General features: G+C 35.2%; 10 protein-coding genes. All 10 read left to right on the top strand.

Going from position 1 to position 14278, the window contains the following annotated elements:
• Positions 1-15 precede the first annotated feature (15 nt).
• Complete coding sequence (locus CPHY_RS22190) at positions 16-1338, top strand: DUF2953 domain-containing protein (protein ID WP_012200904.1); 1323 nt, start codon at positions 16-18, stop codon at positions 1336-1338.
• Positions 1338-1751: a GerW family sporulation protein gene (locus CPHY_RS14980; protein ID WP_012200903.1), complete on the top strand. Its 414-nt coding sequence runs from the start codon at positions 1338-1340 to the stop codon at positions 1749-1751. Before CPHY_RS22190 ends, CPHY_RS14980 begins: the two co-directional genes overlap by 1 nt.
• A gap of 169 nt (positions 1752-1920) precedes the next feature.
• Positions 1921-2118: a large ribosomal subunit protein bL28 gene (locus CPHY_RS14975; RefSeq protein WP_012200902.1), complete on the top strand. Its 198-nt coding sequence runs from the start codon at positions 1921-1923 to the stop codon at positions 2116-2118.
• Positions 2119-2622: 504 nt separating this feature from the next.
• Positions 2623-2979: an Asp23/Gls24 family envelope stress response protein gene (locus CPHY_RS14970; RefSeq protein ID WP_012200901.1), complete on the top strand. Its 357-nt coding sequence runs from the start codon at positions 2623-2625 to the stop codon at positions 2977-2979.
• A gap of 20 nt (positions 2980-2999) precedes the next feature.
• Entirely contained in the window at positions 3000-4682 is a 1683-nt protein-coding gene (locus CPHY_RS14965; RefSeq protein ID WP_012200900.1) for a DAK2 domain-containing protein, read from the top strand.
• Between the two features lie 405 nt (positions 4683-5087).
• On the top strand, positions 5088-7124 hold the full coding sequence (gene recG, locus CPHY_RS14960) for an ATP-dependent DNA helicase RecG (protein ID WP_012200899.1): 2037 nt from the start codon (positions 5088-5090) through the stop codon (positions 7122-7124).
• A gap of 145 nt (positions 7125-7269) precedes the next feature.
• On the top strand, positions 7270-9366 hold the full coding sequence (locus CPHY_RS14955; protein WP_012200898.1) for a hypothetical protein: 2097 nt from the start codon (positions 7270-7272) through the stop codon (positions 9364-9366).
• 17 nt (positions 9367-9383) lie between these two features.
• Complete coding sequence (glf, locus tag CPHY_RS14950; RefSeq protein WP_012200897.1) at positions 9384-10478, top strand: UDP-galactopyranose mutase; 1095 nt, start codon at positions 9384-9386, stop codon at positions 10476-10478.
• Between the two features lie 158 nt (positions 10479-10636).
• Positions 10637-11380 (top strand): glycosyltransferase family 2 protein, encoded by a 744-nt coding sequence (locus CPHY_RS14945; RefSeq protein ID WP_012200896.1) that lies wholly within the window; start codon positions 10637-10639, stop codon positions 11378-11380.
• Between the two features lie 231 nt (positions 11381-11611).
• Entirely contained in the window at positions 11612-14158 is a 2547-nt protein-coding gene (locus CPHY_RS14940; RefSeq protein WP_012200895.1) for a DUF2298 domain-containing protein, read from the top strand.
• Positions 14159-14278: the final 120 nt, after the last annotated feature.

The following is a 14278-nucleotide window of genomic DNA, read 5'->3' as shown; positions in this document are numbered from 1 at the left end:
TTGGGGAATAATAGAATGCTTCATATTTTATTACTGATATTAAAAATAATCGGGATAGTGATAGCAGCCCTCTTGGGTTTGCTACTTTTGGCTATTCTGGTTGTCTTATTTGTTCCAATCCGTTATCGCTTTGAGGGAAAGAAATATTCGGATATAGTGGTAAATGGAAAAGTAACTTGGGCTTTTGGACTGGTACATCTAAGAATATTATATCTACAGGAAAAGCTAAGTATTGTACTTCGAATTGCAGGTTATCGTTTTTATGATAATGACGATTCAAGTAAGAAAGAACAGAAGAAAAAGAAACAGAAGAATAAGAAAAAGCATTCTGAGGATGAATCATCAGAATCAGAAAAAAATTCAAACCAACAGATTAAAAAATCAAAAGATAAAGTATCAAGTGATAGAGATAAAGTATCAAGTGATAAAGATAAAGTATCAAGTGATAAAGATAAAGTATCAAGTGATAAAGATAAAGTATCAAGTGATAAAGATAAAGTATCAAGTGATAAAGATAAAGTATCAAAGGATAAAGATAAGGTATCAAGTGATAAAGAGAATGAATCTAATGATAATAAACAAGAATTGATTGATACTGAAAGTAAATTTATCACTAGGAATGAATCAATCGATAATAATAGAGAATTAATCGTACCAATAAAAGAAACAGATACATCTTTTGATGAGGAGCATAAAAATCACTTATTAGAGGATAAATCGATAGATTCTAATCATGAAAAAGTCGATGAAAAAGCCAATAAAAAGGCCAATAAAAAGGCTAATAAAAAGGCTAGTAAAAAGATTTCGTTCTTTCGACGTTTCATAACTAAAATCAAACGGCTATGTGGAAAAATAAAGAGATTTTTTATCTCGATTGGGAATAAGATAAAAAATCTAAAAAATATTTTTCTTAAGTTAAAAGATAAGTTATCATCTATAAAGAAGTTATTACAAGGTCTCTGGGAGAAAAAAAGAAAAGTAGTTGATTATTTTAAACTTGAGGAGAATAAAGTAGGTATTAAATTAGGACTCTCAAGTCTCAAAAAGCTTTTAAGGCATATACGGCCTACCAAAACCAAAGGTTATATTCATTATGGGACAGGAGATCCAGCTACGACGGGACAAATACTTGGTGTAGCATCTGCTTTCTATGGATATTATGGTAAGTATCTTAAAATAGAGCCAGACTTTGAAGAAGAAGTTTTGGAAGGTGAGCTTTTCATAAAGGGCAGAATAAGATTATTTAACTTACTTATAATAGGAATAAAGCTATTACGAGATAAGAATTTTAAACGATTAATCAAAAATACAAAGCTATTAAAGGAGGAGTTATTATAATGGCAGAACAGAATTTTAACCAAACCGTAGAGTCATTGTTTAAAGGTATGGATTCTTTTATTACTACGAAAACAGTAGTTGGCGATGCAGTAAAATTTGAAGATGGAACCATCATATTACCATTAGTAGATGTTAGCTTTGGTGTCGGTGCAGGAGCATTTACGAATGATAAAAAGAACAATGCCGGAGGGGCTATGGGTGGTAAAATAACTCCTAGCTCAGTACTTGTAATTAAGGACGGAAAGATTCGTCTTGTAAATGTGAAAAATCAAGATATGGTAACTAAGATTATTGATATGGTACCAGACGTCATCGATCGTTTTACAAAGGATTCGAAGAAGAAAAAAGAAGAACAAGAGATAAATGATAGGGCGTTTGATATTCTAAATGGGAAAGAGGACGACTTTGAATAAGAATTTAAAGAAAGAAATGCAGTAGAAAAAAATCATTTTCTGCTTGCATTATGTCTTAAATTCTGATAGAATAGTTTTGTTTGTAGGTCACAGTGTAATTTATGCACGATGCTGGCGGCTCTTACGCAGGGAGACGCAAGGCCTAATTTAATTAAGGAGGTGCTTTTCAATGGCAAAATGTGCAATTTGCGATAAAGGTGCTCACTTTGGTAAAGTTGTGAGCCATTCCAGAAGTCAGGTTTCTGGAAGATCCAACAAAATGTGGAAGTCCAATGTTAAATCTGTTCGTATTAAGGTTAACGGAGGAACACAGAAGATGTACGTATGTACTTCTTGTTTAAGAGACGGTAAAGTAGAGCGTGCTTAATCCATATAAAAAGGGGTGTCATAAACTGACACCCTTTTTTGTTGTGTAGGGACTATTGTATATCATATGCAAAAAGCAATCAGTTAAAGTTTCATTCCTTGTAATGTGTGAGATATTTCCTAAGTCTCGTTTTGTTGACTGTTCAATCTCTATAATAAAATGGTCTGCTAACAACAGAAGAGATTATAGCCAAGAATAAGGAACAGGATGATAATACATATGGCCAAAAAACCATTGGTGATGAATAGCATAATTGTCATTCCAACAGCTATCCAAAAAAAGATGAAACCGCACATTCTCTTCATAGTCAAGCCTTATTTTAGCTGCTTTTTACATATATATGCGATAAGTTGTATGTTATCCATGTAAGTGTAATAAGAAGTTCTAGCTCTAAAAGACATGAGCGTTGAAAGCACTCATAAAGACGCTATCAAAATTTAGTTTCTTTTTTTATGAAAACAGGTTATAATAGATTATTATACGAATTAGATTGGAGGGTTACGTATGAATGGAACGATGTTTACCAAAATGGGTGAAATCACTATAGATACGGATGTAATCGCCAAATACGCAGGCTCAAGTGCGATTGAGTGCTTCGGGGTTGTAGGTATGGCTTCCGTTAGTATGAAAGACGGCTTAGCAAAACTATTACGGCGAGAAAGCTTAAACCATGGCGTTAACGTAGTTATCGAGGATAATGTTATGACGATTGATCTTCATATCATTGTTTCTTATGGAGTGAGTATATCTGCCGTTGCAGAGAATCTGATTAGCAATGTAAAATATAAAGTAGAGGAATTTGCGGGCCTTACAGTCGCAAAAATTAATATATTTGTTGAGGGCGTAAGAGTCATCGACTAGATTTAAGGAGGAGCAAACAAGTGACTTTGAATACGATTGATGCAAAACTTCTACAGAAAATGTTTCTCGCAGGGGCAAAAAGCATCGAAGTGAAGAAGGAATACATTAATGAGCTGAACGTGTTTCCAGTTCCAGACGGTGATACAGGTACAAATATGACATTAACTATTATGTCAGCTGCGAAGGAGGTTAGTACTATTGTAAACCCAACCATCGAAGATTTGTGCAAAGCGATCTCCAGTGGATCCTTACGTGGAGCTAGAGGTAATTCTGGTGTTATTTTATCTCAGCTATTTCGTGGATTGACAAAGGAATTTGCAGAACACAAGCAAATTAATGTTATTGTTATGGCAAATGCATTCCAGAAAGCAGTCGAGACAGCGTACAAAGCAGTTATGAAGCCGAAGGAAGGTACCATATTAACTGTTGCCAGAGGTGGTGCAGAAAGAGCAGCAGAGCTTGCTAATGAAACCACAGATTTAGTATACTTTGGAGCAGAAGTAATTAAACGTATGGAGGAAGTTCTAGCTCGTACACCAGAGATGCTTCCAGTATTAAAAGAAGCAGGAGTAGTAGACTCCGGTGGACAGGGATTATTAGAGATAGTAAAAGGCGCATACGATGCAATGCTTGGTAAGAATGTAGACTTTACAATTGCCCCAGCTACTACTAGTACATCATCCGCTATGAAAAAAGTTGATGTTGAAAATATTGCTACAGCAGACATTAAGTTTGGCTATTGTACTGAATTTATTATCATGGTTGAGAAGGAATACAATGAGAAGAAAGAACATGAATTCAAGGGATATCTTGAATCTATTGGTGATTCTATTGTAGTTGTTTCTGACGATGATATTATTAAGGTTCACGTACATACGAATGATCCTGGACTTGCAATCCAGCGTGCATTGACGTATGGTTCGTTAACTAGAATGAAAATAGATAACATGAGAGAAGAGCATAATGAGCGTTTAATCGCTGATGCATCTGCTCAGGCTGCTAAAAATATTGAAATGGCTGAAGTAAAGAAAAAAGAGCCTAGAAAACCAGTTGGTTTTGTAGCAGTATCAATTGGAGAGGGTATTAATGATATTTTCTCTGGTCTTGGAGTTGATTATTTAATTGAAGGTGGTCAAACCATGAATCCAAGTACCGAGGATATGTTAAATGCTATTGACAATGTAAATGCAGATACCATCTTTATTTTACCTAACAACAGCAATATTATTTTAGCAGCGGAGCAAGCAAAGGCTCTGACTGAGGATAAAGAAATTGTAGTTATCCCATCAAAAACAGTGCCTCAGGGAATTACAGCAATCATTAACTATGTCTATGATAAATCAACAGAAGAAAATCAAAAGAGAATGATTGAAGAGATGACTCGTGTAAAGACTGGTCAGGTTACCTATGCGGTTCGTGATACAAATATTGATGGTAAAGAAATTAAACAAGGTAATATCATGGGTATTGGTGATAAGACTATTCTTTCTGTTGGAACCGATGTAAGTGAAACAACACTTGATCTAATTGAGAATTTAGTGGATGACGATTCTGAACTAATAAGCTTATACTATGGCGCTGAAGTAACGGAAGAGGATGCAAATCAAATTGCAGACCAAATTACCGAGAAGTATCCTATGGTTGATGTTGAAGTTCATATGGGCGGTCAGCCAATTTACTATTATGTATTATCAGTGGAGTAATTGATATCTTAAAATCATGAAATAAAAATGATAATAAAATAGTAATGATTGTGAAATAGTATAGATATCAATATAGAACTAATTTAAAAAATCGCGTATTTGAACGGAAAGTTTTTTCAAATATGCGATTTTTTTGATTCCATGTCAAGCCTTTTGAGTGATTGTTATCAATCATGCTTTATTACTCTATGTAGAGATATATGTATGGGCTCTGTGTCATGTGTCGGTGTGAGGTTCCTTCAGAACCCGCATAGATACAAGATGCAGGGTTATTCTAATTTGTAGGAAAATGCTCTGGAATATCTACAAATTAAAGCTATCTAATTGGGAAAGACACTTGTAACTATAGGATAACTATGGTAGTATTTTTGTAATAAAAGTTTTATAAAAGAAAGGATTCATGCGATGCAGTTGACAGATTCCTTGGGAAAAATTAAGGGAATAGGGGAAAAAACCGAACTAAAATTTCATAAACTATCGCTGTTTAGCGTGAATGATTTAATAGAGCATTATCCTCGCGGGTATGAAGTGTATGAGATGCCAAAACCAATCAGCAGTGCTGTAGAAGGAACTACAATAGCGATTGAGGCAGGAATAGCTAGCATAGCAGAAGTGAAGAAGATACGAAATCTTCAGATCATTACCTGCATGGTTCGTGATCCTTCTGGAACGATAAAACTAACGTGGTTTAATCAGCCCTTTTTAAAGAATACCTTGCGCATGGGAGCAAGATTTATCTTTCGTGGCAAAGTGACAAGAAAGAATGGTTCTTTGGTGATCGGGCAGCCAAAGATTTATAAACAAGAAGAATATCGAATATTGTTAAATGTAATGCAGCCGATTTATGCGTTGACCGAAGGTTTAACCAATCATACCGTATCGAAGGCCGTGAATACAGTCTTAAGTCAGATTGATGACTTTAAAGAGTTTTTACCAAAAACTATAATAAAGGAACAAAACTTAATATCAAGAAAAGCAGCAATCAGAGAAATTCATTTTCCAAAGGCAAGAGATACGATGCTGGAAGCCAGAAGACGGTTGGTATTTGATGAATTTTTTATCTATACTGTTATACTACAAAGGATTCGAGAGAATAAAGGTAGTATTCTAAATGGGTTTGTTATCAAAGAACAACAAGAAGTTTCTGAGCTTATTGCCGGACTTCCATATGAATTAACGAATGCGCAAAAAAAAGTTTGGGAAGAGGTTAAAAAAGACCTTCTTTGTAACACCTCGATGAATCGCTTGATTCAAGGAGATGTTGGTTCTGGTAAGACAATACTTGCGGTTTTAGCTTTATTACTGGTAGCAAAGAATGGGTACCAAGGGTGTTTTATGGTACCAACTGAAGTCTTAGCAAAGCAACACTTGGAAGCACTTCAATCAAGCTTGACAAGGTTTGGTGTTAAAATAGAACTTTTAGTAGGTTCTATGACAGCTTCCATGAAACGTAAGGCTTATCAGCGAATAGAAAATCATGAAGTTGATATTATTGTTGGAACACATGCTCTGATACAAGAGAAAGTTATTTACGATAAACTTGCGTTGGTTATCACTGACGAACAACATCGTTTTGGAGTAAAGCAGCGTGAGAGTTTACTGAATAAGGGTGATAATCCACATGTACTTGTTATGAGTGCAACGCCAATTCCGCGAACACTAGCGATTATTTTATATGGGGATCTTGATATCTCTGTTGTGGATGAATTGCCAGCAAATCGCTTACCAATCAAGAATTGTGTCGTAGATTCCACCTACCGAGAAACAGCCTATCGTTTTATTGGAAAGCAGATTTCAGAAGGTAGACAAGCTTATGTTATCTGTCCAATGGTAGAAGAAAGCGAAACAATGGAAGCAGAAAATGTTGTAGAATATACCGAAAAGCTTAAAGAGGCATTACCTTCTATCAATGGAATTGAATATCTTCACGGTAAGATGAAACCTAAGGATAAAGATGATATCATGGGGCGTTTTGCCTCTGGTGAAATTAAAGTATTGGTGTCCACAACAGTAGTTGAGGTAGGTGTTAATGTACCGAATTCTACAGTTATGATGATTGAGAATGCCGAACGATTTGGGCTAGCACAGCTTCATCAGCTTAGGGGGCGTGTTGGTAGAGGTGCACATCAGTCTTATTGCATTTTGGTTAGTGGATCTAGTAGTAAAGAGACAATGGAGCGTCTTGAGATATTAAACAAATCAAATGATGGATTCTTTATAGCCAGTGAGGATCTAAAACTTCGAGGGCCAGGTGATTTGTTTGGTATCAGGCAAAGTGGTGATTTGGAATTTAAGATTGGCGATATTTATCAGGACGCTTCCGTTTTAAAGGCAGCCAATGAAGCTGCAAAGAATTTAACTGCGGAAGAGTACCTTAGCTTATGTGATAATTATCCTGCACTTCAGGATAAGTTTGAACGACTTGCCATGAGCACTTTATAACCTAGAGAATAGATTCCGGTCAACTAGTAATTAAATGAAATGTGTTGGTAAAGGAAGGGTGTGTTACCCCCTTTCCTTTCCAATTATAGTATAGTATAATATTAGAGTTTAGGAAAGAAATGTGAAAAGTATAGGAGGATACCCATTGATTGCAATATTGTATCTGTTGATATGTTTTGTCACAGGATGTATGATATGTACCTTTGCATTTCCAAAGCTAAAGGACATTACGAAAAAGTCCTTTCGTGGCAATCCGATAGAATTAAATCAATATTTTGTTTTATTACCAGCATGGTTTATTTCTGGAACCATTCTAGTAACTTGGCTCGTCTATTTGTTAGCACTTATTTTTAGAAACAAACCGCAGCCGTTAATTTTTGCAAATGGAATCACTATGTCGATTTGCCTAGTGATATCTGCATTATATTTAATTCAAAAATTCTGGTCAAGAAGAGTACTAAAAATGGCGGAAAGTGCAGATCCGGTTCACAAAATGAGCCTAACGACCTCAGAATGGATTTTCTTAGCTCTTGTAGCCTTTTTATCAATACAATTGATGTGGCAAACTTTTTTTGTAGCACATGGCCAAGTTTATATTGGAAACTCTGTATTTAGTGACTTTTCACCACATATAGGCATGATACGTTCGTTTTCTCATGGAAATAATTTTCCAACGACTTATTCCCATTTTGCTGGAAGTGATATCAGATATCACTTTATGTTTCAGTTTTTAGTTGGTAACTTAGAGTTTTTAGGTATGCGGTTAGACTATGCCTTTAATATACCAAGTGCTATTGGTATGATTAGCACTTTTAGTTTACTCTATGTTCTCGGATGTAAACTTGGTGGAAAACGTGCCATTGGTTTCCTTAGTTGCTTATTTTTTGCGTTTCGCAGTTCACCTAGTTTATTTACGTATTTATCTGAGTTACCAAAAGGTACTGGTATCTTTGAAGCTTTAAAAGCAAATTCTTCATTTTTCTCTTATACTACTCATGAAGAATGGGGATTATGGAATTTAAATGTATATTGTAATCAGAGACATTTTGCATTTACGCTTCCAATTATGTTACTTATGTTGTTACTATTTATACCACTTGCTTACGAAGGTTTATATCGTGCCTCGGAGGGGCTTATTGTAGCTTCGAATAAAGAGAGGGATAAACAAAGTATTTCATCCATATTCCGTAGGGGAATCGAGTTTGTAAAACTTCTATTCTTACAATGGGAGGGTTGGAAGGTAAAGGATATCAAGTTAGCAATCATGTCCGGGCTCATAATTGGTGCATTGGCATTTTGGAATGGTGCAGTTACGATTGGAATTTTATTGGTACTGTTTGTATTGGCAATTATCTCAGATCGTAAGCTGGAGCTTTTAATAACAGCTGTGCTTGCAACAACTCTATCGGTAATCCAATCCAAAGTTTTTATCTCTGGTTCTGCAATCGAGACTAACTTCTTATTTGGTTTTATAGCCGAAAATCCGACCTTTTTTGGTAGTCTAGATTATATTAAAAGGCTTACGGGTATCTTATTCCCAGTCCTTTTACTATCATTTATAACATTAAAGGGGACAAGAAGGTGGATATTATTTTCATTTTTAGCACCATTTATCTTTGCTTTCACGGTTTCCTTAACTATTGACGTAACCGTAAATCATAAGTACATTATGATGTCACTTATGTTGCTTTCCATATTTGTTGCTATTTTTCTAGTAAAATTATTTGAGAATCGTAGCATTTTCTTAAAACTTGTCAGTGGAATTCTAGTTATCGTACTAACTTGTACTGGTTTCTATGAATATTTAACTGTATTAAGGAAGAATAGTGGAAGTAATTATGTGGTACTAAATATGGAAGATAAAGTAACCGAATGGGTTATGGATCATACAACTGCGAAAGATATCATATTATCACCATATTACGCACTCAATCAGGTTGTTCTGGGGGGAGGTATGTTATATCTTGGATGGCCATACTTTGGATGGTCAGCTGGTTATGATACCGAAGGTAGACAGGAAATGGTAACAAGAATGTATGAAGCAGACACCAAAGAAGAGCTAAAGAGTTTGGTAGAGCAAGAAAATATTCGTTACATTATTGTTGATTATGATGCCAGAACATCTGATTTATATATTGTGAATGAAGAGAATATTAGGAATACGTATCAAGCGGTATTTTCAACGGGAGAAGGAGAGTGGAATACCACGATTTATGATACTTCACAAAAATTAGCACAATAGGAAAGAGAGGACGCTTCATGAAAGTTAAGAATGTAGTAGTTGGAGCAGGGCTGGCGGGGCTAACCATTGCACAGCGTATCGCAAGCGAATGGCAGGAAGAGGTATTAGTGATTGAGAAGAGAGATCATATTGGAGGAAATGTTTTTGATTCCTACAATGAAGATGGCATCTTGATTCATAATTATGGACCTCATATCTTTCACACAAATGATAAAGGTGTCTACGAATATTTAAGTAAGTTTACGGAGTGGAATGACTTTTGGCATAGAGTACTTACTTATGTGGACGGTAATTTGATTCCAATGCCAATTACAGTGGAGACGATTAACAAATTATATAACCTGAATCTTTCCTGTGAAGAGGTAGAAGAGTTCATAAAAAAACAAGCAGTTGCAATTGATGAGATTAAAACTAGTAAAGATGTGGCATTATCTAAGGTAGGTGTCGACATTTACGAGAAGTTCTTTGAAAATTATACAAAGAAGCAGTGGGGAATTGATCCAGGAGAAATTGATACCTCAGTAATTAGTCGTATTCCAATTCGTTATAATCGTGATACAAGATATTTTACCGATCGTTATCAAGGTATGCCAAAACATGGATATACTAAGATGTGTCAGAACATGATTGCAGATAAGAAGATAAAGATCTTATTGAATACAGATTATAAAGAGATTATTGATGATTTAGACTATGAATTACTAATCTATACGGGACCAACGGATTACTTTTATAATTATAAACATGGCCAATTAGCATACCGTAGCATTGATTTTAAATTCGAAACCATGGATTGCGAGAAGTATCAAGAGGCTCCGGTAGTAAATTATCCGAATGATTATGATTTTACAAGAATAACAGAGTTTAAACAAATGACATGGCAAGAAAATAAGAAGACAACTATATTAAAAGAGTTCCCATGTTCTGAGGGAGAACCTTATTATCCTTTCCCAACCAAAGAATGCAAAGAACAATTCGCATTATATCAAGAAGAGATGAAGAGAGAAACGAAAGTACATTTCTTAGGAAGACTTGCAGAATATCGATATTATAATATGGATGCGGTCGTAAGAAGTGCATTGGATTTATTTGATTCTTTAGAGAAAAAATAGTAAGCAATACCGAGAAAGACGCTTATAATACGCATAATAAGGTGTGTATTACGCTATAAAGAAAGTGCGTAATATGCATAAAGAAAGTGCGTAATATGCATAAAGAAAGTGCGTAATACGCATAAAGAAAGTGCGTAATACGCATAAGGAAAATGCGTATGTATAAATGCAAAATGAATGGAGATGGGAAGCAAATGGACAAACTATATATTGTAATTCCTGCATATAACGAAGAAGAGAATGTCGAGAATGTAGTTAGAGAGTGGTATCCTATTGTAGAGAAAATCGGAAATGGAAGCAAACTAGTAGTGATTGATGATGGAAGTAAAGATCATACGTATGAGCTGATGAAAAAGCTAGCTAAGGACCTTCCTGCTTTTGAACCAATTACAAAACCAAATGGCGGTCACGGCGCTACGGTATTGTACGGATATCATTATGCCATTAAAGCAGAAGCAGATTATGTTTTTCAAACAGATTCCGATGGTCAGACCTTACCGGAGGAATTCTGGGAGTTTTGGAAAAAAAGAGAGCAGTATGCAATGGTAATTGGTCATCGTAAGGGAAGACAAGACGGATTATCTAGAGTATTTGTTACAAAGACTTTGAAATTCGTTTGTAGAATATGTTTCCGTGTAAAAGTTACAGATGCCAATACACCATTTCGTCTTATGAAAGCGGATATATTAAAGGAACAATTAAAACTTGTTCCAGAAAATTTTAATTTATCAAATGTTATTATTTCAGTAATTTATGCAAAGAAGAATTTACCGGTTCTTTATCTGCCAATTACTTTTCGCCCACGTCAAGGTGGCGTGAATTCTATTAATTTTAAAAAGATTGTAAAGATTGGTAAGAAGGCTTATAAAGACTTTATACAAATAAACAAGTGCCTCAAATAAGATGGTAAGTTTGATTGAACAAAGTTCTTTCAAACAAGAGGTTGTGCATACGTAATCATTGACACAAACTTTCGGCTTACTACTAAGTAGGCATGTTTTCAAGTGTGAGAAAAAATCATTCACACTGGTATTAAACAGGCGTGTTACTTAGGGTGAAGAATCAAGGATTTTTCACCCTAAGAATTTGTGCTACCGATTCGCAGAGTACTAACAGAATGGAGGTTAGAGTATATGAACGAACGGAACAAACAAGGGAGTAAATCGGGAGCTTACTCCTGTCTTACAAAAATCATTATTCCCTATACGATGCGAATCATAGTATATTTGATAGCATTCGTTATAGGTAAAAAATTATTGAAAGAGGATTTTACTCCTTTTCTAACGTGGTGGTTAACCTTACTTGCGATTACTATTACGTTTTATCCTCTGATTGGAGTATTGTTTAAAAATTTTCATGATAGTGGATGGATTTTTTCGAAAGCGATTGGCATTGCAATAGCAGGCTGGGTGTTATGGTATTTATCCTCCCTGCGTTTATTAAAATTTACGAGAGAGAATGCGATAATTACACTAGTAATTTGCTTTCTAGTTAATCTCTTGATTATCGGGCTGTCCTATTATCTAAAAAATAGAAGAGATGAGAAAAAGTGTCCCCTCAACGATTGGTATCAGATTGATGTGGATAAGGTGAAATCCATACTTACCGTAGAAATCATGTTTTTTGTTATGTTTTTATTCTGGTGTTATGCAAGAGGATTTAAACCAGAGGCTTATGGTACAGAAAAAATGATGGATTATGGATTTATGACAAGTATGATGAGAACGGAGTATATGCCGCCTGTTGATACTTGGTTCTCAGGTGGAAGTATTAATTACTACTATTTAGGACAATATCTTGGTACCTATCTTTCAAAATTAAGCGGTGTCGGTGTGGAATTTGGATATAATCTGATGCTCATGACACTAGCGGGTATTGCTTTTACCCAGTGTTATTCCATTACTTATAATGTGACTAGAACCTTCTTACAGGATAGCACCCTTCGTCGTAGAAAAACTGCCGGAGAGCATTTTACTTTAGCGAAGAGTAAATGGAAAGGCTTATGGTGTACTTTATCTGGTTTAATCTCTGGTTTTGCAGTCGTTTTTGCAGCGAATATGCATTATCCAATTTATAAGCATATAAAACCATGGTTAGAAAAGATATCAGGGAAGGAAGTTTCCAGCTATTGGTTTCCAAATTCCACGCGTTATATTGGATATGATCCAGTTGTGGAGACTGACCAGACAATTCATGAGTTCCCGTCCTATTCTTTTATCCTAGGGGATCTTCATGCTCATGTAATTAATATCATCTTTGTCCTTGCAGTATTAGGTTTATTATTTGCATGGTTGTTGTATCGAAAAAAGAAGATGGATGATATTCGTTATGGAATTACCATACAAAAACCTGATTTTCTACAAGAAGCATTTCATCCAATTATCTTATTGCTTGGTTTTTTTATAGGACTATTCCATATGACGAATTTTTGGGATTTCCCAATCTACTTTGTTGTGGCAGGCGCAGTAATCCTATTTTCCAATTTGGTTATCTACCAGTTTTCAAGAGTTGCGGTAATACTAACTGCGGCACAAGCAGTTATCATAATGTTAATCTCTAGTGTAGTGTGTAAACCATTTACGGAGAGTTTCAACCAAATCTCCACTAGTATTTATTTAACAGAAGCTAGGTCAATGGTTCATCAAATGATAGTATTATGGGGGCTTCCATTTGTTATTTGCGGTTATTTTGTCATTACAAGATACTATGATTTAAAAAAGGAAGGTTTCATTACGGAAAAGAAAGCAAGCTATAAGAAGTTAAGGCTTGAGCAAAAAGAAGTAAAACGAGCAAATTATAATAACTTTGACGGAAATCGCCTTCAGAAGTTGATGATGAGTTATGAAACCACAGTAACGTATGGTGGAGAGAAGAATAAACTTTACCAGTGGATAGAAAGTCTTCAGGTTGCTGATTTGTTTATAGTCATTATGGCACTATGCGCAATGGGACTTATTTTACTTCCTGAGATTATCTATGTGAAAGATATCTATCCGAATCATAAGCGTGCCAATACCATGTTTAAATTAACCTATCAAGGGTTTATCATGTTTGGTTTATGTTTTGGTTATATATTAATCCGTTTTCTTCGTTTCGGTAGAACGAAACTAAGGAAAATAGTTGCTATGGTTGGTTTAATCCTTCTATTATGGACCACTGGATATTGTGTAACATCAATGAATTCTTGGTTTGGTGATATTCGTAAAACAGAGAATTATAAAGGCTTAGATGCAGCTGCATTTATGGAAAAGGAAAATGCGGATGATTTCTTAGCAACGAATTGGCTGAATCAAAATATTACAGGACAGCCTGTAGTTCTTGAAGCAAATGGAGATAGCTATACGTTTTATGAACGAGTTTCAGTCATAACCGGGCTTCCGACGCTTCTAGGCTGGAGAACTCATGAGTGGCTATGGCGTTCTGGTGCAGATAGTGGATTACCACCAGAAGTAGAGGAACGAGAAAAAGTAGTGGAACTAATTTATACCTCAATGGATGAGAATGAAATTAGAGAAAAATTACGTGAATATTATGTGGAATACATTTATGTTGGTAAATTAGAAGCTGAAAAATTTGGAACAGATAATCATGAGCTACTAAAAACATTAGGAGATATTGTATTCTCTATTGATGCTCGATCCGGAAAAGATTATGAAACGTTTATCGTTCGTGTAAACTAATAAAAAGAGAATGTTTAGGTAAATACGAAAAGCTGACTTCTGTATTGTGCAGGAGTCAGCTTTTTCTAATGAGCCAAGCTGTCTCAATTAATCATAAATTAATGCATTTATATAAACTAC

It is taken from the genome of Lachnoclostridium phytofermentans ISDg, from assembly GCF_000018685.1.
Taxonomy (GTDB): domain Bacteria; phylum Bacillota; class Clostridia; order Lachnospirales; family Lachnospiraceae; genus Lachnoclostridium; species Lachnoclostridium phytofermentans.
This window is presented reverse-complemented; position numbering and strand designations above follow the sequence as displayed.